This window comes from Streptomyces sp. NC-S4 (genome assembly GCF_054353315.1).
The window spans coordinates 8,122,740-8,145,064 of record NZ_CM135937.1; the positions used below are offsets into that span (position 1 = coordinate 8,122,740).

Below are 22,325 nucleotides of genomic sequence, written 5' to 3' on the forward strand. Positions count from 1 at the left end.
AAAGATCGGGGCATGGCGCTCGACCACGCGATCCTCGTCTCCCTGCTGGAGAAGCCGGGCTCCGGCTATGAGCTGGCCCGCCGCTTCGACCGGTCCATCGGCTACTTCTGGACCGCCACCCACCAGCAGATCTACCGCGTCCTGGGGCGCATGGAGAGCAGCGGGCTGCTCGCCGTCCGCGAGGTCCCGCAGCAGGGCCGGCCGGACAAGAAGGAGTACTCCGTCGCCGGCCCCGGCCGCACCGCCCTCGCCGCGTGGCTGCACGAGCCGATCGAGCCCGAGAGCCTCCGCCACGACCTCGCCGTCAAGATCCGCGGCGCGGCCTTCGACGACCCGGCCGCGCTGATCCACGAGGTCGAGCGGCACCACCGGGCGCACAGCGACCGGCTGGCCCGCTATCTCGCCGGTGAACTGCGCGACTTCACCGGCCCGGACGCCCCCGCCCCGCTCGACGCCGGTCAGGAGCTCCAGTACGTCGTGCTGCGCGGCGGCATCGCGTTCGAGCGGATGACGATCGCCTGGCTCGACGACGTCCTCGCCACCCTCCACCGGCTCGGCGGGCCCCCGCCGACCGCCACCGCCTGAACCCCGTCGCGCCGCGGCGGCCGCCCGCGCCCCCGCCCCCCGCCGTGGCGGACCCCCGCCCCCACGCATTCGCCCGGCCTCCCCTCCTCCAACCCCTCGGAAGGTGAACCTCCATGGCAGACGCCCTGCTCTTCAACCCGCACACGTACGACCCGGCGCACTTCGACCCCGAGACCCGCAGGCTGCTGCGCGCCACGGTCGACTGGTTCGAGAGCCGCGGCAAGCGCCGGCTGATCGAGGACTACCGCTCCCGCGCCTGGCTCGCCGACTTCCTCGCCTTCTCCGCGAAGGAGGGCCTCTTCGCGGCCTTCCTGACCCCGGCCGCCGCGGCCGGTGAGGGGGAGTCCGACAAGCGCTGGGACACGGCACGGATCGCCGCCCTGAACGAGATCTTCGGCTTCTACGGCCTCGACTACTGGTACGCCTGGCAGGTCACCATCCTCGGCCTCGGTCCGGTCTGGCAGAGCGACAACGCCGACGCCCGCGCCCGCGCCGCGCAGCTCCTCGCCGAGGGCGAGGTGTTCGCCTTCGGCCTGTCCGAGAAGTCCCACGGCGCCGACATCTACTCCACCGACATGCTGCTGCGGCCCCACACCGACGAGGACGGTGGCGAGGGATTCCGGGCGAGCGGCTCCAAGTACTACATCGGCAACGGCAACGCCGCAGGCCTCGTCTCCGTCTTCGGCCGCCGCACCGACATAGAGGGCCCCGACGGCTACGTCTTCTTCGCCGCCGACAGCCGTCACCCGGCGTACCACCTGGTCAAGAACGTCGTCGACTCCTCCAAGTACGTCAGCGAGTTCCGCCTCGAGGACTACCCGGTCCGCGCCGAGGACGTCCTGCACACCGGCCGGGCCGCCTTCGACGCCGCCCTGAACACCGTCAACGTCGGCAAGTTCAACCTCTGCACCGCCTCCATCGGCATCTGCGAGCACGCGATGTACGAGGCCGTCACCCACGCGCACAACCGCGTCCTCTACGGCCGCCCCGTCACCGCCTTCCCGCACGTGCGCCGGGAGCTGGCCGACGCGTACGTCCGCCTGGTCGGGATGAAGCTCTTCAGCGACCGCGCCGTCGACTACTTCCGCTCCGCCGGCCCGGACGACCGCCGCTACCTCCTCTTCAACCCGATGACGAAGATGAAGGTGACCACGGAGGGCGAGAAGGTCATCGACCTGATGTGGGACGTCATCGCCGCCAAGGGCTTCGAGAAGGACAACTACTTCGCGCAGGCGGCCATCGAGATCCGCGGACTGCCCAAGCTGGAGGGCACGGTCCACGTCAACCTCGCCCTGATCCTCAAGTTCATGCGCAACCACCTGCTCAACCCGGCCGAGTACCCGGCCGTGCCGACCCGGCTCGACGCGGCCGACGACGCCTTCCTCTTCCAGCAGGGCCCGGCCCGGGGCCTGGGCTCCGTACGCTTCCACGACTGGCGGACCGCCTTCGACGCCTACGCAGACGTACCGAACGTGGCCCGTTTCCGCGAACAGGCCGACGCGCTCTGCACGTTCGTGGCCACCGTCGCCCCGGACGAGGAGCAGAGCCGCGACCTCGACTTCCTCCTCTCCGTGGGCCAGCTGTTCGCGCTGGTCGTGTACGGACAGCTGATCCTGGAGCAGGCCGGCCCGACGGACCTGGACGGGTCGGTGCTCGACGAGCTGTTCTCCGTCCTCGTACGCGACTTCTCCGGCCACGCGGTCGAGCTGTACGGCAAGGACTCCGCGACGGCGGCCCAGCAGGAATGGGCGCTGGGTGCGGTCCGCCGTCCGGTCGTCGACGAGGAGCGGGCGGCGCGCGTCTGGGCGCGCGTCGAGGCGCTGTCCGGCGCGTACGAGATGGCCCCGTAGGCAGAAACGGTCCCCGGGGGACCGGCACGGCCCGCCGCGGCCGGAGCCGGTCCCCCGCCCTCAGGCCTGCGCGGTGGGGCGCACGACGATGTCGCCCACGTCGACACCGGGCGGCTGCTCGACGGCGAAGGCGACGGCGCGGGCCACCGCGTCCGGCGACAGCGCGGTCTCCATCATCCGGTCGATCCGGGCCCGGGCCTGCGGTCCCATGCGCTCCGTGAAGTCCGTACGGACGGCCCCGGGCGACACGACGGTGACGCGCAGGCTGTCCCCGGCCTCCTGGCGCAGTCCCTCGGAGATCGTGCGGACGGCGTTCTTGGTGCCCGCGTACACCGACTGGAGCGGTACGACGCGCAGACCGGCGGTGGACACGATGTTGACGAAGTGTCCGGAGCCCCGCTCCCGGAAGTGGGGGAGCGCCGCGGCGATCCCGTAGAGGACGCCCTTGAGGTTGACGTCGATCATCTCCTCCCAGTCCTCGACGCGCAGTTCGTCGAGCGGGGAGATGAGTCCGACCCCGGCATTGCTGACGAGTACGTCGAGCCTGCCGTAACGCTCGCGCGCCAGGTCGACGAGGGAGGCCACGTCGCCGCGCCGCGTCACGTCCGTACGGATCCAGGCGGCGTCGCCGCCGGCCCGCTCGATCCGGGCGGCCAGCGCCTCCAGCCGCTGCGCGCGGCGGGCGCCGAGGACCACCTTCGCGCCCCGCTCGGCGAGCAGGAGGGCGGTCGCCTCGCCGATGCCGCTGCCGGCGCCGGTGATGGCGACGACCTTGCCTTCGATTCCCGACATACCGGGAGTCCCTTCGGAAGAGGAACGGGCAGGCCGAGGGCATGCCCTAGAGTGAAAGTGGAGGCGCCGCCACTTCGGTCAGGCTAAGTGGAGGCGCCTCCACTTAGCAAGCGAGGAGTGAGGGAGCCGCTGATGGCCACGGACGCAGGACGCCCGCTGAGGGCCGACGCGCAGCGCAACCGGGACAAGATCCTGGCCGCCGCGGTGCGCGTGTTCACCGAGCAGGGGCTGGAGGCGCACTTCGAGCGCATCGCCAAGGAGGCCGGTGTGGGCACCGGCACCCTCTACCGCAACTTCCCCACCCGGGAAGCCCTGATCGAGGCGGCCTACCGCAACGAGGTCGCCCGACTGTGCGACTCCGCCCCCACCCTCCTGGAGGCGCTGCCGCCGTACGAGGCCCTGCGCGCCTGGACGCGCCGCTTCATCGACTACGCCACCGCCAAGATGGGCATGGCCGACGCGATGCGCGCGGTCCTCGCGGCAGGGGCCAACCCCTACGCCGACAGCCGCCGGATGATCCAGGAAGCCCTCACGTCCCTCATGGACGCCTGCGCCGCCGCGGGCACGATCAGGTCCGACATCAGCTCGACCGACATGTTCGCCGCCCTCGCCGGCATCGCCCTCACCTCCGCCGGCCCCGACCAACGGGCCCAGGCCGAACGCCTCCTCGACCTCAACCTGGACGGACTGCGATTTCGTCCTGAGGTGGCCTAGAACCAGGTCGTCGGGGGCGTCCAGGAGCAGCGCCAGGTCCGGGTCCCGGGCCGCGACGGGGTGGGGGCGGTGTGCTCGTCGCGCGCGCCGGGACCGAAGGGGGAGTCCAGGAGATCGACGGTCGTCGACCCGCCCGGCGCCTCGGCGTCACAAGCGCACCCATTCCCGGAACGGGCCGGCGGCGCCGGGTGACACGTGTACCCGGGCGTGCTCGGGTACACCCTGCGTCTCGGCTACGCCGCACCCGCCGATCGCACGTGTCCACCGGTCGATGGACAGTCGGTCCATCAGTCGATTGTCCAGGTCCTCCCCTCCTGCTCCCTAGCCTTGGAGCGGAAGATCCGGGAGGGCAGCCAAGCGCCCCGTACTCATCGAAACGAGGGGTTGCTCCATGAGCCCGTTCCTGACCGCCTTGATCGCCAGCGGGGTGATCCTGATCATCATCCTGTCCACCGACCTGGGTACCCGCCAGATCACCAACATGCGGCTGCTGCGCTCGATCATCGCGATCGCGATCATAATCGCGCTCTTCGTCCATACGCTCCCCCTGGACGGAAACGACCCCTGGCTCCAACTGGCCGGTATCGGTGCCGGAATCATCTGCGGCCTGATCGCCGCGACGCTGCTGCCCGCCCACCGGGGCTCCGACGGTGACATCTACACCAGGGGCGGCATCGCCTACGCGATCGTCTGGACCCTGATATCCGCCTCCCGCGTACTGTTCGCCTACGGTTCCGAGCACTGGTTCACGCAGGATGTCATCCTGTTCAGCATCGAGAACAAGCTGAGCGGACAGGACGTCTACTCGAACGCCTTCGTGTTCATGGCCCTGGCCACCGTCCTCACGCGCACCGTTGTTCTCCTGGTCAAGCGCCGCCGGTTGCGCGGCACCCAGGCCTCGACGACCGACAGCTTCGCAGGCGCATAGAAGCGTTCTGCGGTCACGGGGGTTCCTCGGCCGCCGAGGTGGCCGTCCGCCGGCCTCGACCGCGAGGTCATCCGAAGGAAAGGCCCTGGGCCCATTGGACCTCGTCGAAGAGGGTGAGGGCCTGGGAGGGGTCCGGGCTCACGAGGCGGTCCAGGCCGGACAGCGTGATGTCCGCCCACCTGCCGGCCCGCGGCCACATCCGTTCGCGCCCGCCCCCAACGGGGGCATCAGGTGGGCGGCGTCCCCCAGTGGCGTCACCCCGGGGGCATGGGCCCAGGTGTGGGACGCCGGCAGAGCGGACAGCGGGCGGTGGGCGAAGTCCGTGCCGCGGCGGAGGAGTTCGAGGACGGGCGCGGCCCAGCCGTCGAACCGGGCCGGCAGGCTCGATCGCAGGCCCTCGTCGTCGTCCGGGGCCGGGCCCGCGCCCGGAACACGGGCGAACGCAAGGCCGCCGGGGCCGCTGCCGATCACGGCGATGCGTGGTCTCATGCCGGTACGACGCACGACCCCCGGCAGGTGCTCCCCGTCACCGAACTCGGCACACCCGCTGCGGGGTTCACCCCGCCCGGGCTGCCCGGCCCGGTCCCCCCGCCTCCCCGATCGGCCGGTCATCATCCTGCCGAGGGGCGGCGGAGGGCTCGGGCGAGTGCGTCAGGCGAGCGTGTCCGCCAGTAGCTTCGCCGTTCTGGCGATCAGCGTGTTGTCGCGCGGCGCCGTCGCCTCCGGCATGGTCGAGAGGATCGCCAGGACCAGGGGCGGGCGTCCCGGGGGCCAGGCGATGCCCACGTTGTTGTTGGTGCCGTACGAACCGGCGCCGGTCTTGTCCCCGACGGCCCAGTCCTTCGGCAGGCCGGCCCGCAGACGGTCGCCGCTGGTGGTGTTCGACAGCAGCCACCGGTTCAGCTGCTCCCGGTCCCCGGAGTCCAGGGCGTCGCCGAGCCCGAGGCGGGCGTACGTCCGTCCGATCGCGCGGGGGCTGGTCGTGTCCGTCACCCGCCACGGCTCGGCCGTGTTCAGCTCCGGTTCCCACCGGTCGAGCCGGGTCGTACGGTCGCCCAGCGAGCGGCAGAAGCGGGTGATCGCGGTGGGGCCGCCGAGCTCGCGCAGCAACAGGTTGGCGGCCGCGTTGTCGCTCTGGGCGATGGCTGCCGAGCAGAGTTCCGCCACGGTCAGGCCGCCCGCGATGTTTTCGGGCCGTTCCGTGACGGACCCACCGCCCGCGTCCTCGACGTCCTTGAGCGTGTAGTGGATCCGCTGGGCGAGGCGCGTGCCGTCGTGGTCGAGGTCCCGCAGCACGGCCGCGGCCGCGAGCGTCTTGAACACCGAGCACATGGGGAACGGTTCGTCGGCCCGGTGGACCACCGTCCGGCCGGTGGCGGTGTCCAGCGCGTACACCCCCAGCCGCGCCCCGTATTCGCGTTCCAGGGCGCGCAGCCCCGCCACGGGCGACGCGGCACGGGCCGTGCCCGCCGGCAGTGCGGCCGCCAGAGCCGCCCCCGCGCCCACGGTCAGCAGTGCGCGTCGGGACGTTGATGCGTCCGGGGTCCTCACGTCGGGTCCTCCTCTTCCTGGCCGGTCATATGCCCTGCAAGACGTCGAACGTGATCAATTCGGTTCCCGTTCATCGATCCACCGGCGAGGTGTACTGGTAGTACACCTCAGTGGTGTGTACCGTTAGTGCATGACTCCGCTCCCTCGATTCCATCGACTTCCGGCCGAGCGACAGGAGGCGATCCTCGCCGTCGCCCGCGGGCACTTCGCCCAGCACGGCCCGGCTTCCGCCTCGTACAACAAGATCATTGAGGCGGCGGGTTTCTCGAAGACCGCCGCCTACCAGTACTTCGACGGCCGGGAGGACCTCCTCGCCGCCGTCCTCGACGACGTGCTCGACCGTCTCCTCGGTGTGCTCGGGCCATGGACCCCGGCCCGCGGCGAGGCCGACTTCTGGGCCCGGCTCGAAGCCGGATCGCAGGCCCTTCTCGCCCACCTGCTCGCCCACCCGGACGACCTGGCCCTCGCCGACGCCGCCGTCGGACGGGCACGGGGCGGCGCCTGGCTCGGCTGGTTCGGGGCCCTGGTCGAGGACGGACAGCGCCTCGGATTCATCCGGACGGACGTGGACCAGGCCCTGCTGGCCGGCGCCACCGCGGCCGTGATGCGCGCGGCCGACGAATGGGCGCTGGGCGCACTGCGCGCGGCGCCGCCGACGGAGCGGGCGGCGCCGGGGGGCGAGCAGGTCTGGAGCCTGCTCCGCGGGCTCTGGAACGGCGGCGCGGCGGACGGGGGGACCGGGCGTGCGCACTGACCTGGAGATCGACTGGGAGATACCGCCCACCTCCCCGGGGCCGCTGGGCCGTCTGGAGCGGTTCATGGGGCCGGGCAAGTCCCGCTCCGAGTCGGCGGTGGAGATGCTCGGCGCGGGCGGGTGCGCGGTACTGCTCGCGGCCGGAGTGTGGTCGTCGGGCATCCACCGCGACTGGGACGGCCTCCAGTGGACCGTGGTCGTGCTGATCGGCCTCGATCTGCTCGGGGGGATCCTCACCAACGCGACGAACTCCGCCAAGCGCTGGTACCACCGCCAGGATCCCGGGGCCCGGCGCGCCCGCCTGCTCTTCGTCGGCGCGCACGTGCTCCACCTCGCCGCGATGGGCCTGCTGGTGCTCGGCGGGGACGGCGGCTGGACGCTGGGCAACGCCGCGCTGCTGCTCTGCGCCGCCGTGGTCGTGGAGTTCACGCCGGTCCACCTCAAGCGCCCGGCGGCCATGGCAGGTTACTCCGCGGCCGTGTTGGTCAACCTGTTCTGGCTGCCCGTGCCCGCCGCCCTCGCCTGGTTCGCACCGCTCTTCTTCCTGAAGCTCCTCGTGTGCCACCTCGTACCCGAGGCGCCGCTGGAACGGCGGCGCGATGTCTGACGCCGGCACGGGCCCCGGCCCGGACACGGGCGTCGGTGGCGGGCCCGGCCGGCCGGTCCGCGACGACGCCCCGCCGCCCGCGCGGTGCGCGCCCGTGCTCGCCGCGGCCTTCGTCCGGGAACCCGCCACGGCATGGATCACGGGCGGATCGGACCGCGTACGGCGGGCGTGGTTCGGCGCCACGCTGCGTACGCACGCCACGCTCCCCGGAGCCCGCCGCCACCTGCTGACCGACGGCGACGGACGGCCCGTCGCCGCCGCCGTCCTCACCCCGCCGGCCGCCGTCCCCTCGGGCGCGGCCCGGGTGGCCTGGGCCGCCCGCACCCTCGTGGGCTGCGGCCCGCGCGCCCTGGTGCGGACGCTGCGCTACCTGCACGCCGCCGAGGCCGGAACCCCGGCCGGGGCCTGGACCCTGGAGTTCATCGGCGTGGAGCCCGGGGCGGCGGGCCGGGGCACGGGAGGGCGGCTCCTCGCCCACCTGCTCGCCGCGACCCCCGCACCCGGCGGCGTCTTCCTCACCACCGCCGACGAGGCGAACGTCCGGCTCTACGAGCGCTTCGGCTTCACCACCCTGCGGCGCCTGACGGTGGGCCCGCTGGAGGTGGTGGCGATGTGGCGGCCGAACGCGCCCGCCGGACACGCGCCGGCAGAGGGGGGCGGCCTCACGGACTGACCGCGGCGCCGCTTTCCGGACGTATTCGTGAGCATGGCCGAATATCGTCAACAACCCCGGCAAACCACATGCGACACAAGATCACTGCATTGAGCTAACGCCAACGGTTTTCAGGCTCAAGACGGGTGTACCGGCGGTTACTGTTCCCCCGGATCTGGACGGATTCCCGGATATTCACCCCCTTTTTTCCTCGTTCCCAGGTGACGCGCGCGTCCGCCGATCACCACCCTTACGAAGGAGAGCTCGCCCGATGACCGTTGACACCAGCCCGGAAGCCCAGCTGGAGCCGCCGCGGCAGTCCAGCCTGAGCACGGCTGCTGCCCGCAACCTCGCCAGCACGACCAAGTCCGCCCCGCAGATGCAGGAGATCACCTCCCGCTGGCTGCTGCGGATGCTCCCCTGGGTGGAGACCAAGGGTGGCACCTACCGGGTCAACCGCCGGCTGACGTACACGGTGGGCGACGGCACCATCGAGTTCGTCCAGGACGGCGCGGACGTCCGGGTGATTCCGCGCGAGCTCGGCGAACTGGCCCTGCTGCGCGGCTTCGAGGACGACGAGGTGCTGACCGCGATCGCCGGCCGGTGCGTCCAGCGCGACTTCCGGGCCGGTGAGGTGATCGTCGAGCGCGGTACCCCCGCCGACCGGATCCACCTGATCGCCCACGGCCGGATCAGTCAGACCTCCGTCGGCAAGTACGGCGACGACGTCGCCGTCGCCGTACTCGCCGACGGCGACCGGTTCGGCGAGAACGCCCTGCTGGACGCGGACGCCACCTGGGACTACACGGCCACCGCCGAGACCCCCGGCATCCTGCTCACCCTCTCCCGCGGCGACTTCGCCTCCGTACTCGCCGCGGCGCCGCAACTCCAGGACCACATCAACCGGTTCAGCTCGCTCCCGCACCAGCGCCAGAACCGCCACGGCGAGGCCGAGATCGCGATGTCCGCCGGCCACACCGGCGAGGCGGACCTGCCCGGCGCCTTCGTCGACTACGAGCTCAAGCCCCGCGAATACGAACTCTCCATCGCGCAGACCGTGCTGCGGATCCACACCAGGGTCGCCGACCTCTACAACGGGCCGCACAACCAGACCGAGGAACAGCTCAGGCTCACCATCGAGGCGCTGCGCGAGCGCCAGGAGCACGAGCTGATCAACAACCGGGACTTCGGTCTGCTCCACAACGCCGCCTTCAAGCAGCGGATCCAGACCCATTCGGGCCCGCCGACCCCGGACGACCTCGACGAGCTGCTCTGCCGCCGCCGCGGCTCCAAGTTCTTCCTCGCCCACCCCCGGACGATCGCCGCGATCGGGCGCGAGTTCAACGCCCGCGGGCTCTACCCGGACCACGTCGACGTCGGCGGGCAGTCGGTCCCGGCCTGGCGCGGGGTCCCGATCCTGCCCTGCAACAAGATCCCGATCAGCAAGGAGAACACCAGCTCGGTCCTCGTCATGCGAACCGGCGAGGACAACCAGGGCGTCATCGGTCTGCGCCAGACCGGCCTGCCGGAGGAGTACGAGCCGGGCCTCTCGGTGCGCTTCATGGGGATCAACGAGCAGGCGATCATCTCCTACCTGGTCACCACCTACTTCTCCGCCGCCATCCTGGTGCCCGACGCGCTCGGTGTGCTGGAGAACGTGCAGATCGCCCGCAGGCGGGACTAAGAGGACCTGCCCGAGGGCCGTGACAGCCAGGAGCCCTGTCTGTCCTGGCCCGCCGAGCACGCCCGGGATCCGGGACAACCCACTTACCTCTCCAAGGAGTTACGGATGCCCGATCCTGGGCCTTCCCCTCTGCAGTCGAGCCTGCCCGCCGCCGTGGCGTCCTTCGGGGCCCACGTCCTCGCCAACGCCCTGGCCGTCGGCGTCGAACCCGCCGTCGGCGCAGGGCCCGTCGAGCCTCCGCCGCCGCCCGCGCCCGACCTGCCCCCCGTACCCGCCCTGCCGACGGGACCGCCCGTCCTGACACCCGTACCCGTACCCGACGAGGACGCCGCTGCGGCGGCCGCGGCGCAGCCGAGTGCCGCCCTCGAACGGATCCTGCGCGGGCCCAGCGGCCTGGGCACGGCGAGCCTGCACTGGGGCCGGAGCGACGCGCCCGCGGCCGCCGGGGCACCCGACGCGCCCGCGCCGACTGCGGGCAATCCGATCCCGGGCCTGTACTACCATCCGGTGCCGGAGCCCGATCCCGTGCGGGTGGAGGAGCTCAGCCGCCGGATCAAGGCCTGGGCGCTGGACGAGGTGTCGCTCTACCCGGAGGACTGGGAGGACCAGTTCGACGGTTTCTCCGTCGGGCGCTACATGGTCGCCTGCCATCCGGACGCCCCCAGCATCGAGCACCTGATGCTCGCCACCCGGCTGATGGTCGCCGAGAACGCGGTCGACGACTGCTACTGCGAGGACCACGGCGGCTCGCCGATCGGCCTCGGCGGGCGCCTGCTGCTCGCCCACACCGCCCTCGACCCGCTCCACACGACGAAGGAGTACGCGCCGCACTGGGAGGAGTCGCTCCTCTCGGACGCTCCCCGGCGTGCCTACCGCTCGGCCATGGAGTACTTCCTCCAGGCCGCCACCCCCTCGCAGGCCGACCGGTTCCGGCACGACATGGCCCGGCTGCACATGGGCTATCTCGCCGAGGGGGCCTGGGCGCAGACGGAGTACGTTCCCGAGGTGTGGGAGTACCTGGCGATGCGCCAGTTCAACAACTTCCGTCCCTGCCCCACCATCACCGACTCCGTCGGCGGCTACGAACTGCCGGCGGACCTCCACGCGCAGCCCGCCATGCAACGGGTGATCGCGCTTGCCGGGAACGCCACGACGATCGTCAACGATCTTTATTCCTACACCAAGGAACTGGCGAGCCCCGGAATGCACTTGAACCTGCCGGTGGTGATCGCCGAACGCGAGGGCCGCTCCGAACAGGACGCCTACCTGAAGGCCGTCGAGGTCCACAACGACCTGATGCGCGACTTCGAGGCCGCGGCCGCCGAGCTGGCCCTCGCCTGCCCCGTCCCGAGCGTGCAGCGCTTCCTGCGCGGGGTGGCCGTGTGGGTCGACGGCAACCACTACTGGCACCAGACCAACACCTATCGCTACAGCCTGCCCGATTTCTGGTAAAGATGGGAATTGTTCATGACTAGCATCGATCTCACCACTGCCGCTGGTACCTCCCCCGTGTTCATCCCCGGCCCCGCGACTCCCTATCAGGGGGACATCGCCCGTTACTGGGACCATGAGGCCAGGCCCGTGAACCTCCGTCTCGGCGACGTCGACGGCCTTTACCACCACCACTACGGCATCGGCGACATCGACCACGCCGCCCTCGGCGACACCGAGGACAGCGCATACGAGAAGAAGCTGATCGCCGAGCTCCACCGCCTGGAGTCGGCCCAGGCCGAACTCCTCCTTGAGCACCTCGGCCCCATCGGGCGCGACGACACCCTCCTCGACGCGGGTTGCGGCCGCGGCGGTTCGATGGTCATGGCCCACCAGCGCTTCGGATGCAAGGTCGAGGGCGTCACCCTGTCGGCTAAGCAGGCCGACTTCGCCAACCGGCGCGCCCAGGAGCTCGGCATCGAGGACCACGTCCGGGCCCGGGTCTGCAACATGCTCAGCACGCCGCTCGAGACCGGGCAGGCCTCGGGCTCGTGGAACAACGAGTCGAGCATGTACGTCGACCTGCACGACCTCTTCGCGGAGCACTCGCGCGTCCTCGAGGTCGGCGGCCGGTACGTGACCATCACCGGCTGCTGGAACCCGAAGTACGGCCAACCCTCGAAGTGGGTCTCCCAGATCAACGCGCACTTCGAGTGCAACATCCACTCCCGCCGGGAGTACCTGCGCGCGATGGCCGACAACCGCCTCGTACCGCAGGCCGTCATCGACCTGACCCCCGACACCCTGCCCTACTGGGAGCTGCGGGCCACGTCCTCCCTGGTCACCGGCATTGAGGAGGCGTTCATCGAGTCCTACAAGGACGGCTCCTTCCAGTACGTCCTGATCGCGGCCGATCGCGTCTGACCGCATCCGACCGCATCGCGCCGTGCCGCACGCGGGCCGTGGGGGCCGGGACCGTCGTCCGACGGACCCGGCCCCCACGGGGCGTACGGGCCCCGGTCAGTCCACGAGCACACCGGGGTTGAGGATGCCGCGCGGATCGAGGGCCCCCTTCGCGGCCCGCAGGGCGAGGGCGAAGGGCTCCGGGCGCTGGCGGTCGTAGCCCGGACGGTGGTCCCGGCCGACCGCGTGGTGGTGGGTGATGGTGGCCCGGTGGCGGTGCAGGACCTCGCCCGCGACGGCCTTGAGGTCGTCCCAGACGGCGACCTCCTCACCCGGCCGGCCGGCCGCGAGTACGGTGAAGTACGGTGCCGCGCCGTCCGGATACACGTGCGTCAGACGGCAGTTGACGGTCGCCGGGAACCCGGTGGCCTTGACCGCCGCCTCACCGACCTCCCGGCGCACCTCTTCGATCAGGCCGGGGATCCGGTCCCAGGTGGCCGCCGTCTCGAAGGTCTCCGCGACCGCGCCCATCCGGGCGAGGCCGTCGCGGAGATAGGGCATCCGCAGGAACGCCGAGCGCCAGGCGCGCACCGCCGCGTCACCGTCCGGGCCCGCCTCCCGGCCGCCGGCCCCGTCCGTCCCCTCGTACCGGCCACCGTGCGAGCGGGCCAGCGCGACGGCCCGTTCGAGCCGGGCGGCCACCGGTTCGTCCGCCGACTCGAAGCCGAGGACCAGTACGGAGCTGCCGTCGTGCGCCGCACCCGACAGCGCGGCCTCACCGGAGTCCAGCAGGCGGCAGTTGGCGGGGGAGAGGTCGGACTGCGCGAGCGCGCGCACGGCCCCGAGAGCACGCCGGAAGTCCGTGAAGGCGACCGCTGCGGACGCCTTGTGGACGGGGCGTTCCTGCAGGCGCACCCAGGCCTCGGTGATGACGCCGAGGGCCCCTTCGGAGCCCAGGAACAGCCGGTCGGGGGAGGGGCCCGCCCCCGAGGCGGGCAGCCGCCACGAGCCGCTGGTGCCGGCCGGGGTCACCACGCGCAGCGACTGGACGAAGTCGTCGATGTGCGTCCGGCCGGTGGCGTAGTGGCCTCCGGCCCGGGTGGCGAGCCAGCCGCCCAGCGTGGAGAACTCGAAGCTCTGCGGGAAGTGCCTCAGGGTGAGGCCGTGGGGCCGGAGCTGCTCCTCCAGGCTCGGCCCGAGCGTGCCGGCCTGGATGCGCGCCGCCCGGCCCTCGGTGTCGACCTCCAGGACGCGGTCCATGGCGGTCAGGTCCAGGGACAGGACGGCCCGGTGGGCGTCGCCGCGGTACTCGACGCCCCCGGACACCGAGGAGCCGCCGCCGTACGGGACGACGGCGACCTGCCGCTCACCGGCCCAGTCCAGCAGATCGGCCACGCCCCGGTCGTCCGTGGGGCGGGCGACGAGGTCGGGGATGCGCCCGGGGCGTCCGCGCAGGGCGCGCACCACGTCCCGGTAGGCCTTGCCCATGGCGTGCGCGGCGCGGTCCCCGGGATCGGTGCTGACCAGGTGGGCGAGGCTGTGCGGGGGTTCGACGGCCGGGCCCGCGACGGCCAGGTCGCGGACGAGGGGCACGGGGAGCGGGCGCCCGAGGGTGCCGGGGAGCAGGGCGCCGATCGCGGTGCATTCCGCGTCGTCGGGATGCGCGTCCGTCCAGCCCCAGCCCCACCAGGACCGGGTGCGGGCGGTGGGTCGAACGGGTCGTGAGGCGGTGCCGGCCATGGCGGCGCTCCAGGGGTCGAGGTAATTTACCTAGCGGTAAATTACCTACTGATAATATCTGCGCATGGCAACCCCCTCCTCGCATTCCTCGAAGGCCGGCACCAAGGGAGTCCCCCGACAGCACCGCCGTCGGCAGATGCTGGAGGCGGCCACGGAGGAGTTCGGCACGCACGGCTACGCGGCCGCCTCGCTCCCCGCCATCGCCGCGCGCGTGGGTGTCACCAAGACGCTGCTGCACCAGTACTTCGGCACCAAGGAAGAGCTGTACGTGGCCTGCCTGGTCCCGATCGGGGACCGGCTGCTGGACACCGTCCGCGCGGCGATGGGGGAGGGCGGGGCCGCCCCGCACACGCCGCTGCGCGTGCTCCAGAGCATCTTCACCGCCCTGGAGGGGCAGCGGGAGGCGTGGTTCGTGCTCTACGACACCACCTTGCCGCCCGGCGGTGAAGCCGCGCGCCGGGCCTCGGAGTACTGGGCGGCCATCGACCGGCTCGCGGCCGGCGGCACCGCGGAACTGCTGCGCGCGGCCGGATCCGACGATCCGCTGGACGCCGACGCGCTCAAGTACGTCTGGCGGGACCTGGTCGCCACCCTCGTCCGCTGGTGGGTCAAGCACCCGGAGCAGACGCCGGAGGCCATGACGCGGCGCTGCGCCCGCCTCTTCGCGGCCGCCGCCACCCTCACCCCGGACGAACGCCCCGGCTGACCGCGCCGCCCGCGCGGTCCCGCCCGGCGGCCGTTGTCGGTGCCCACCGCTACGGTCGGTCCATGAGAGCCACTGGAACGTTCACCGTCAAAGCGCTGAACGGCCGGGAGGGGTCCTTCGACTTCGTGCACTCGGCGACCACGTCCGGCAGCGACCGCACCGCGGAGTTCTTCACCGTCGTGCCCTCCAGCGGCACCGGCGCACTGGCGGGAATCACGGGTGCCGGGGGCATGGCGGTCGACGCGGACGGCACCCACCGGATCTGGTTCGACTACCGGCTCGGCTGAGCGGCCGGACCGCGGCCGGTCAGCTCCGCAGCGGGCGGTCGGTGCCGGTTCGACGGCCGTGCCGCCGCGGAAGGGCTCGAAGGCCGGCCCGAAGTTCCACCCGCCACCGGCACCCGCGGGTGCGGACGGAGGGGTCCGGCCGACGGATCCCGGCGGGTGGCTACCTGGTGCGTTCCTGCTCGGCCTCGGCCGCCTTCGCGGCCTTGAGCTTGCGCCACACCGTGCCCAGTGCCTCCAGGTCGCGCTCGTCGAGGAGCTCGGTGAAGACCGGGGCCAGGGCCTCGCGCCGGGTGGCGTCCGCCTCGGCGAACACCGTACGGCCCGCCTCGGTGAGGGAGACCTCCACCGACCGGGCGTCGCGTGCCGAGGGGGTACGGGTCACCAGGCCCCGGGTCTGCAGGGCGTCCACGACGCGGGAGACCTGGCTGCGGCTGAGCAGGGTGCTGTTGCCGAGTACGGAGGCGGGCACCGGCTCGGGGCTGGAGGCCAGCCACAGCATGACCTCGAACCAGGACACGGGGAGGTCGTGGGCCTTGACCAGGGCCCGGTCGACGCGATCGGTCATGACCGTCCCGGCCCACACCAGCCCGTAGAACGCGTAGTCGGCCGCCGGCTTCTCGGATTCGGTGAGCTTCTTCGGCATGTCGGCAGTCTAGAGCTTGCGTGCGCACGCACATAATTTTATAGTGTGTGTGCACGCACATAAATCCCCCTCTGTGAAAGGCCCCGCCATGTCGACCCCCTCCGCCTCCGCCGCGACCTCCGCCCGTACCGTCCTGATCACCGGCACCTCCTCCGGCATCGGCCTGGCCGCCGCGGTCGCCGCCGCCCGGGCCGGCTGGCGTACGGTCGCCACCCTGCGCGACACCGGCCGAGCCGACGCCCTGCGCAAGGCCGCCGCCGAAGCGGGCATCGAACTCGACATCCGACAGCTCGACGTCGTCGACGAGGCCTCCGTCGCCGCCGCCGTGGAGGGCGTCATCGCCGACTACGGCCGGCTGGACGCAGTCGTCAACAACGCCGGCGCCGGGCACGTGGGCACCCTGGAGCTCGAATCCGTCGCCGATGTCCGCGAGGTCATGGAGGTCAACTTCTTCGGCGTGCTGAACGTCTCCAAGGCCGCGCTGCCCCACCTGCGGGCCACCGGCGGCCGCCTGATCACGGTCACCAGCGTCGGCGGTGTCATCGGCCAGCCCTTCAACGAGGCCTACTGCGCGGCGAAGTTCGCGGTGGAGGGGTACATGGAGAGCCTGGCCCCGGTCGCGGGCGCCGTCGGTGTCGGCGTGTCCGTCATCGAGCCCGGCGCCGTGGCGACGGAGTTCGTGAACAACATCGGCCTCGACCTCGAAGCCCGGATCGCCGCGGCCGGCCCGTACTCCGACGCGCTGCGCCACTACGTCGAGCGCACGGTCGGCCAGTTCATGAACGGCGCGCAGACCCCGGCCGGCGCGGCCGAGTCCGTCATGGAGGCGCTCACCGCCGACCGGCCCGCCTTCCGTATCCAGACCTCGCAGTGGGCCCGCGACTTCACGGGCACCAAGCTGGCCGACCGGGACGGCTCGGCGGTCGTCGGCATGACCGGGACCTGGGTCGCCTGACCCGCCGCGAGCCGCCCGGCCGCGGGGGAGGAGTTCCCCGACCTGTGCGCCGCCCGGAACCGGGTCATGATGGCCGGAGACGGGCGAGCCCCGTGTGCGGTACCCGGACCGCACGCGGAGCCCGCCCGGGTCGGGAGGTGACTCGTGGACATGGACGAATCGCGCAGGGCCTGGTTCATGATCGGCATCGTCGTCGCCGTCATCCTCCTGGACCTCCTGGCCATCATCCTGATGAACACCCTCGGCTGATCCCCGGGCCGGGGCCCGGTCAGCCGTACATCGCCAGGCGGTACAGGGCCGCGAGCGCGCCGTCGATGGGATGGGGCTGCGGCCTGCCGGAGGGGTCGAGCCTGTTCCACCTCTGCATGTTCACCGCGACCGCCATCTGCCGCTCGCCGTCGGCACGGGTCATGGCCAACGCTCCGCCACCCCAGACCGTGCCGCCGTGCCCCCAGAAGGCCTCCTGGCCGGGCTCCTCCATCGGGTGCAGGCCGAGGCCGTAGTCGATCGTCCTTCCCTCCTGGGAGACGACCGGGACCGTGTGCTGCATCTGCGCCAGCGACGACGGGCTGACGATCTCTCCGGCCAGCAGCAGGCCGTAGAAGCGGTTGAGGTCCGCGACGGTCGATATCAGCGAGGCCGACGGCCCCACCCATGACATGTCGTAGACGCTGTAGTCCCGGGGCGGGTCGATCATGCCGAACCACGCCTCGTAGAGCAGCGAGTGCGGCCCCTCGACGTACGGTCCGGCGGGGAGTTCGGTGTCCCGGAGTCCGGCACGCTCGATGATGTTCCGGGTGATGTACCGCTCGGCCGTGGTGCCGGTCGCCTGTTCCAGGAGTTCGACGAGGAGCAGGTAGTTGGTGTTGGAGTAGACCCCCGGCCCGCCTTCCGGGGTGCCGACGGCGGGTGCGGTGACCCCCATCCCGATCAGTTCGGTGGGGTGGAACCGCGTGAACCGGTGGTCGTCCAGGCTCTGGGGGCCGGTGTCCGCGAGGGCGGGGAACGCCTTGAGGGAGGGGTAGGCGTACGGGAGGTACTCGGCGAGCCCGCTCGTGTGGTTGAGCAGCATGCGGACCGTGATCGCGTCACCGCGGTCTCCGGGGACCAGTTCCGGAAGGTATCGGCCGATCGGCGTGTCGAGGCCGATCCGACCGCTCTCGACCTGTTGCAGTACCGCGGCTGCGGTGAAGGTCTTGGTGATGCTGCCGACGCGGTGGCGCATGTCGGCGGTGACGGGGCGGCCGGTGGCGACATCGGCGACCCCGGCGGCACCGCGCCAGACCTGGTCACCGTCACGCACCTCGGCGAACAGGCCCGGCATTCCGGCGCGGTGGACGTCTTCGACGGCTGCGTCCAGCGCCGCGCAATCCAGTGGGTTCTTCACGTCATGCGTCCTTTCGCATTCCCCGGGGGTCGGCTCCGCATCGGCCGGCCGCCCCGGACAAGAGGGCACGAGTGGCATGCCGGCCCTCCCGGCATGCTCATGTCCTCATTATGCACGCGGTGCGTGCAACACCAAGTGCACAGATAGGATGAGGCCCGGCGAGAGGAGCGGAATGGCAGGCAGACGGCGTTGGTCGACCGAAGAGATCCTGGATGCGGCGGCTGAGCTGCTGCGCACGAGCGACGCGGATTCGTTCAGCGTGCGCAAGCTGGCGGCGGCCCTCGGGACCGATTCCTCCAGCCTCTACCGGCACTTCCGCAGCAAGACCGAACTGCTGCGTGCGGTCGCCGACCGGATCCTCCTGGCCGCGATGGACGGCTACCGCCCCGACGGCGACTGGAAGCAGCGCATCACCTCCCTGGCCCTGCGCGTACGGGAGGCCTTCGGACAGCAGCCCCAGCTCGCCGCGGTCTGGGGGCGCTACGCATCGAGCGGCACCGGTTCCCGGCTGGTCATGGAAGAGGTGCTGCAGGCCCTGCGCGCGTCCGGACTGCCCGACGAGGAGATCCCGTCGCGCTACCACCGGCTCGCGGTCCTCCTCGCCGCGCTGATCGCCTTCGAGGCCGGAGTCGGCACCGTCACCCCCGAAGAGCACGAACAGGGCATGGAGCTCTTCCGCGTGGCGGTTCTCGGCGCCGACCCCGAACGCTTCCCGGCCCTGGCCCACTTCGCCCGCGACGTCCGACCCCTCGGGGTGGAGCGCCGCGCCGCGTTCGAGGAGATCCTCGCCGCCCAACTCGCCCACATCGAGACCGCGATCCATCCGGCCGAGGGGGTGTAGGTTGCCGAGCGCGTCGTGGCTGCCGTATGACGCGGGTTCTCTCGTGCGCCTGGGGGCGGGCGGCGAGGCGGTGTCGGGGCTCGGCGGGCGAGGACTGCCCGTCGACTGCAATCGCATGTTCGTGCGGGACTCGGATCGGGAGCTGGAGCTCCGTGACCTTCCGCCGGGTCGGGCAGCGTTCCTCGGTGCGTTCGAGGACGGCGTCAACACGTACTGGCTGCTGATCGACAGCGGTGAAGTGTGGATGGTCCGCGGGCGTGAAGGCGATGGGGGCCGGCAGTACGGGCTGGTCAACTCCTCGGTCGCGGCTCTGCAGAGGATCCTCGGGCTCTGGGAGGCTTTCGCCCGCTCCGGACGGAGTGACTCCGACGACGACTACGGGGACTACGTCGAAGGAGTGATCGAACAGGCCCGGCAGAGCGATCCGGGCGTGTTCGAGGACGAGGAAGCCTGGTGGTCACGCGTATTCGAGGAAGTCGAGCTCGGCGTCCTGGTCCCGGAGGACGAGTAGGCGAGGATGCGGTGGTCGCGGGCGGAGCCGCCGCGCGGAGCGCCCTGAGCCGGTTGATGCTGCTCCCGACCCCTGTACGGCGCCGGCGGACCACTGCGCCGAACCTGGCGGGCCGACCGCACCCCGGTCTCTGGCCGCCGGGGCGAAGGGCCTGGCCCGCGAGCACCACGTCAGCCCGCGGCGCCGTCATTCCTGCGCGCGGCTGAGCCGGAGCCCGTCGAGGGACGCACGCGGGGGCGAAGCCGGATGACGCCGGCCTGCTCGGGCTCGGGCTCGGCCTGCGGACCGGTGGCCCCGACGGCGTCGTTCGCCCTGCGGTTCAGCTTCGACCCGAGGTCGCTCGGCTTGCTCTTGACGCGCGGTGCGGCCTTGGTGGCGGCGACGCCCAGGGCGGCGCCCGCGCCCACGAGGGCGACGGCCGCCGTGATCACGGCCGCCCTGGCCGGAAACAGGTCGGCGTGCGCGACCAACGCGTTGTCGTCATCCAGCGCGAGACCACGAAGGGCTCCCGGGGTACTCGACTCCGCGAAATGGGTCTCGGCAGGACGCTGCACGAACATCAGGTCCCATATCGTCCTGGGTGGCTCCTCATCCATGCGGCCACTCTAGAAGACCCGCGACGGCATATCTGATATTTCATCAAATTCCTTGCAGACAAGGCTTGTCCGCCTCCTTCGGTACGCAAGGAGCAGGGTCCGTCCGGACCCTTGCCGTGTCGCCGCGCTTCGCGAATGATGCTCGCTGCGTGTCGCTCGGCGGTGTGCCGCCGTGATGCGTCCACCCCCCTCGCACCCGGTCGGCCAGGAGGCCCGTTTTGCGGATGAACCGTCATATCCGGAGATCGATGGTGGTCATCGGTGCCGCCCTCGCGGTGGTCGTCGCCGTTCCCCAGGTGGCCTTCGCGGCGCCGCCCCCGGCGCTCCCCGGCAGTGCCGAAGCGATCGAGACGACCTATCAGCCCGCCTACGACTACGACACCGACGGCTGCTACCCGACGCCCGCCATCAGTGCGAGCGGGGTCCTCAACGGCGGACTCAAGCCCACCGGCGCCCTGAACGGCAGCTGCCGGGACGCCTCGGACCTCGCCAACACCAACGGCTACTCCCGCTGGAAGTGCAACAACGGCTGGTGCGCCGTCATCTACGCACTCTACTTCGAGAAGGACCAGGCCCTGCCCGGCATCGAGCTCGGCGGACACCGCCACGACTGGGAGCACGTGGTCGTGTGGATCCAGGGCAACGAGGCCAAGTACGTCGCGACCTCCGCCCACGGGGACTTCAACATCCACTCGCGCGACCAGATCCGCTGGGACGGCAACCACCCCAAGATCGTCTATCACAAGGACGGCATCGGCACGCACTGCTTCCGCGCCGCGAACAACAACGACGAGCCGCCCGAGAACCACCGCGGCACCTGGCAGTTCCCCACCCTCGTCGGCTGGTCGGGATACCCGGCGACCGTGCGGGACAAGCTCACCCAGGCCGATTTCGGCAGCGCGCACTTCGGTCTGAAGGACGGCTCCTTCGCCTCCCACCTGGCGGAGGCCAAGCCGGCGGGCATCCCCTTCGACCCCTACCAGTAACCCCCGGCACGCAGGGGGTACCGGCCCGCACCGCGCGGGACCGGTGCCCCCCGCGCCGTGTCATCGGCCCGCCCAGATCCTGCGGTACCCCTCGCGGTAGCCGGTCGGGTCCCAGGACGTCGCGCCGTCGCTGTTGTCGGCCGTGGCGATGTGCACGGGGGCCACGTAGCCGCTGGCCGGCCGGCCGGCGAAGGCGCGGTTGAACTCGTCGACGATCTGCCAGCCCTGCTGGTTCAGCGGCTCGGGCACGGTCGCGGCCTGGAACTGCTCGCTGTTGATCCGCTGGAAGGCGGAGGGGTCGCCGTCGCCCGCCCCGATGTTGAAGGGCGGCCCGGAGCCCGGCCTGCCCGCCGCGCGCAGGGCCGGGGCCGCGTCCGCGAAGTAGAGGTCGTTGATGGCGGCGGAGTACGTCCATTCGTCCTGGAAGCGGGAGAGCAGCGAGGAGACCGCCTGCGGGGTACGGTTCGCGGCGTCGGGGATGGGGATGTTCTCGTAGCTCAGGAGCCGTACGCCGGAACACGTGGCGAGCTCCTCGCGGATCAGCTCGGCCTTGTTCTTCGCGAACGGGATCGAGTCGTCGGTGAAGAGGACGACTCCGGCGTCACCCGCGGACCGGGCGATGATCCAGTCCGCGCTGATCCTCGCCACGTCCTCCACCTTGGTGGTGACGTTGGTGAACAGCTTCGGCCGCTCGCTCGGGCCGGGGGAGCCCACCGCGTGCCAGCCGATCACCGGGACGTGCGCCGCTTCGGCCCGCGCCATCTGCTGCGAGGTCAGCTGGGGATCGAAGCCGCCGATGACGATGCCCGAGGGCCGCAGGGTGATGGCCTGGCTGAGGGCCGCCTGGATCCCGGCCGGGGTGCCGTCCCCGTCGATCACCCGGACCTGCCAGCCGATCGCCTTCGCGGCCTCCTCGACGCCCTTCGCGACACCCGCGACACCGGGGTTGGTCATGGTCTGCGCCACGTAGACGATCGACTTGCCGGGGACCGCCGCGGGGCCGGTGGTGGGGCCGTGCCAGGCGGTGTCGGTGTGCTCGGCCTGCGCGACGGACGCCCTGGCGCTCGCGAGGGCGGTGGGGCACCCGGCGCCGGGCGGCGCGGCGCCGGTGGAGGGGCCGCCGCTCCCGCAGCCGGTGACCAGGGCGGCGGCCGCGGCGAGCAGGGCCGCGGCCTTGCGGATGTTCCTGCGGTGCGATGGCGAGTCCTTCGGGTACACGGTG

Annotated in this window: 23 protein-coding genes and 1 pseudogene; 16 read left to right on the plus strand and 8 right to left on the minus strand. The window is 71.7% G+C overall.

Annotated features, from left to right (window positions below; all coding sequences use genetic code 11):
* Window positions 1-12 precede the first annotated feature (12 nt).
* Together ACXNSR_RS36320 and ACXNSR_RS36325 are read left to right on the plus strand one after the other, a co-directional pair.
* Window positions 13-585 (plus strand): PadR family transcriptional regulator, encoded by a 573-nt coding sequence (locus ACXNSR_RS36320; protein WP_458639586.1) that lies wholly within the window; start codon window positions 13-15, stop codon window positions 583-585.
* A 113-nt stretch (window positions 586-698) separates the two neighbouring features.
* The gene (locus ACXNSR_RS36325) at window positions 699-2,435 is read left to right on the plus strand and encodes an acyl-CoA dehydrogenase family protein (RefSeq protein ID WP_458639587.1); all 1,737 of its coding nucleotides are present in this window, start codon (window positions 699-701) and stop codon (window positions 2,433-2,435) included.
* 60 nt (window positions 2,436-2,495) lie between these two features.
* Here ACXNSR_RS36325 and ACXNSR_RS36330 read toward each other — a convergent pair whose 3' ends face one another.
* The gene (locus tag ACXNSR_RS36330; protein WP_458639588.1) at window positions 2,496-3,227 is read right to left on the minus strand and encodes an SDR family oxidoreductase; all 732 of its coding nucleotides are present in this window, start codon (window positions 3,225-3,227) and stop codon (window positions 2,496-2,498) included.
* 132 nt (window positions 3,228-3,359) lie between these two features.
* Between ACXNSR_RS36330 and ACXNSR_RS36335 the strand changes: the two genes are divergently transcribed.
* Window positions 3,360-3,941, plus strand: a complete 582-nt coding sequence (locus ACXNSR_RS36335) for a TetR/AcrR family transcriptional regulator (protein WP_458639589.1) — start codon at window positions 3,360-3,362, stop codon at window positions 3,939-3,941.
* 391 nt (window positions 3,942-4,332) lie between these two features.
* Entirely contained in the window at window positions 4,333-4,869 is a 537-nt protein-coding gene (locus ACXNSR_RS36340) for a hypothetical protein (protein ID WP_458639590.1), read from the plus strand.
* A gap of 67 nt (window positions 4,870-4,936) precedes the next feature.
* On the opposite strand, the pseudogene ACXNSR_RS36345 reads toward ACXNSR_RS36340, so the two are convergent.
* Both ACXNSR_RS36345 and bla read right to left on the minus strand, forming a co-directional pair.
* Window positions 4,937-5,274 (minus strand): annotated as a pseudogene (locus ACXNSR_RS36345) (FAD-dependent monooxygenase); the annotation flags it as partial.
* A 246-nt stretch (window positions 5,275-5,520) separates the two neighbouring features.
* Window positions 5,521-6,420 carry a class A beta-lactamase gene (gene bla, locus ACXNSR_RS36350; protein WP_458639591.1) on the minus strand — a complete coding sequence of 300 codons (900 nt, stop codon included), beginning with the start codon at window positions 6,418-6,420 and terminating at the stop codon, window positions 5,521-5,523.
* Window positions 6,421-6,550: 130 nt separating this feature from the next.
* Between bla and ACXNSR_RS36355 the strand changes: the two genes are divergently transcribed.
* From ACXNSR_RS36355 to ACXNSR_RS36380, 6 genes are all read left to right on the plus strand, one after another.
* Window positions 6,551-7,174 (plus strand): TetR/AcrR family transcriptional regulator, encoded by a 624-nt coding sequence (locus ACXNSR_RS36355; protein WP_458639592.1) that lies wholly within the window; start codon window positions 6,551-6,553, stop codon window positions 7,172-7,174.
* Window positions 7,164-7,781 carry a hypothetical protein gene (locus tag ACXNSR_RS36360; RefSeq protein ID WP_458639593.1) on the plus strand — a complete coding sequence of 206 codons (618 nt, stop codon included), beginning with the start codon at window positions 7,164-7,166 and terminating at the stop codon, window positions 7,779-7,781. Before ACXNSR_RS36355 ends, ACXNSR_RS36360 begins: the two co-directional genes overlap by 11 nt.
* Entirely contained in the window at window positions 7,774-8,454 is a 681-nt protein-coding gene (locus tag ACXNSR_RS36365; protein WP_458639594.1) for a GNAT family N-acetyltransferase, read from the plus strand. The genes ACXNSR_RS36360 and ACXNSR_RS36365 overlap by 8 nt, the downstream gene beginning before the upstream one ends.
* Before the next feature lie 250 nt (window positions 8,455-8,704).
* Complete coding sequence (locus tag ACXNSR_RS36370) at window positions 8,705-10,117, plus strand: family 2B encapsulin nanocompartment shell protein (protein ID WP_458639595.1); 1,413 nt, start codon at window positions 8,705-8,707, stop codon at window positions 10,115-10,117.
* A 105-nt stretch (window positions 10,118-10,222) separates the two neighbouring features.
* Window positions 10,223-11,569: a family 2 encapsulin nanocompartment cargo protein terpene cyclase gene (locus ACXNSR_RS36375; protein ID WP_458639596.1), complete on the plus strand. Its 1,347-nt coding sequence runs from the start codon at window positions 10,223-10,225 to the stop codon at window positions 11,567-11,569.
* A gap of 15 nt (window positions 11,570-11,584) precedes the next feature.
* A complete protein-coding gene (locus ACXNSR_RS36380) occupies window positions 11,585-12,472 on the plus strand; it encodes a geranyl diphosphate 2-C-methyltransferase (RefSeq protein ID WP_458639597.1) in 888 nt (295 codons plus the stop codon).
* A gap of 96 nt (window positions 12,473-12,568) precedes the next feature.
* On the opposite strand, the gene ACXNSR_RS36385 is transcribed toward ACXNSR_RS36380, so the two are convergent.
* A complete protein-coding gene (locus tag ACXNSR_RS36385; RefSeq protein WP_458639598.1) occupies window positions 12,569-14,191 on the minus strand; it encodes an FAD-binding oxidoreductase in 1,623 nt (540 codons plus the stop codon).
* Window positions 14,192-14,255: 64 nt separating this feature from the next.
* On the opposite strand from ACXNSR_RS36385, the gene ACXNSR_RS36390 reads away from it, so the two are divergent.
* A complete protein-coding gene (locus ACXNSR_RS36390; protein WP_458639599.1) occupies window positions 14,256-14,897 on the plus strand; it encodes a TetR/AcrR family transcriptional regulator in 642 nt (213 codons plus the stop codon).
* Window positions 14,898-14,959: 62 nt separating this feature from the next.
* The gene (locus tag ACXNSR_RS36395) at window positions 14,960-15,184 is read left to right on the plus strand and encodes a DUF3224 domain-containing protein (protein ID WP_458639600.1); all 225 of its coding nucleotides are present in this window, start codon (window positions 14,960-14,962) and stop codon (window positions 15,182-15,184) included.
* A gap of 160 nt (window positions 15,185-15,344) precedes the next feature.
* On the opposite strand, the gene ACXNSR_RS36400 is transcribed toward ACXNSR_RS36395, so the two are convergent.
* Window positions 15,345-15,827, minus strand: a complete 483-nt coding sequence (locus ACXNSR_RS36400; RefSeq protein ID WP_458639601.1) for a MarR family winged helix-turn-helix transcriptional regulator — start codon at window positions 15,825-15,827, stop codon at window positions 15,345-15,347.
* A gap of 88 nt (window positions 15,828-15,915) precedes the next feature.
* On the opposite strand from ACXNSR_RS36400, the gene ACXNSR_RS36405 reads away from it, so the two are divergent.
* Window positions 15,916-16,782 (plus strand): SDR family NAD(P)-dependent oxidoreductase, encoded by an 867-nt coding sequence (locus tag ACXNSR_RS36405; protein WP_458639602.1) that lies wholly within the window; start codon window positions 15,916-15,918, stop codon window positions 16,780-16,782.
* 268 nt (window positions 16,783-17,050) lie between these two features.
* Here ACXNSR_RS36405 and ACXNSR_RS36410 read toward each other — a convergent pair whose 3' ends face one another.
* The gene (locus tag ACXNSR_RS36410) at window positions 17,051-18,169 is read right to left on the minus strand and encodes a serine hydrolase domain-containing protein (RefSeq protein WP_458639603.1); all 1,119 of its coding nucleotides are present in this window, start codon (window positions 18,167-18,169) and stop codon (window positions 17,051-17,053) included.
* Between the two features lie 172 nt (window positions 18,170-18,341).
* Between ACXNSR_RS36410 and ACXNSR_RS36415 the strand changes: the two genes are divergently transcribed.
* A complete protein-coding gene (locus ACXNSR_RS36415) occupies window positions 18,342-19,010 on the plus strand; it encodes a TetR/AcrR family transcriptional regulator (RefSeq protein WP_458639604.1) in 669 nt (222 codons plus the stop codon).
* A 1-nt stretch (window position 19,011) separates the two neighbouring features.
* Complete coding sequence (locus ACXNSR_RS36420; RefSeq protein WP_458639605.1) at window positions 19,012-19,521, plus strand: SUKH-4 family immunity protein; 510 nt, start codon at window positions 19,012-19,014, stop codon at window positions 19,519-19,521.
* A 170-nt stretch (window positions 19,522-19,691) separates the two neighbouring features.
* Here the strand turns inward: ACXNSR_RS36420 and ACXNSR_RS36425 are convergent, their stop codons facing one another.
* Entirely contained in the window at window positions 19,692-20,117 is a 426-nt protein-coding gene (locus ACXNSR_RS36425; RefSeq protein WP_458639606.1) for a hypothetical protein, read from the minus strand.
* A gap of 224 nt (window positions 20,118-20,341) precedes the next feature.
* Here ACXNSR_RS36425 and ACXNSR_RS36430 point away from each other — a divergent pair, with 224 nt between their 5' ends.
* Window positions 20,342-21,103: an NPP1 family protein gene (locus tag ACXNSR_RS36430; protein WP_458639607.1), complete on the plus strand. Its 762-nt coding sequence runs from the start codon at window positions 20,342-20,344 to the stop codon at window positions 21,101-21,103.
* Window positions 21,104-21,163: 60 nt separating this feature from the next.
* Here ACXNSR_RS36430 and ACXNSR_RS36435 read toward each other — a convergent pair whose 3' ends face one another.
* Window positions 21,164-22,321: a substrate-binding domain-containing protein gene (locus tag ACXNSR_RS36435; RefSeq protein WP_458639608.1), complete on the minus strand. Its 1,158-nt coding sequence runs from the start codon at window positions 22,319-22,321 to the stop codon at window positions 21,164-21,166.
* Window positions 22,322-22,325: the final 4 nt, after the last annotated feature.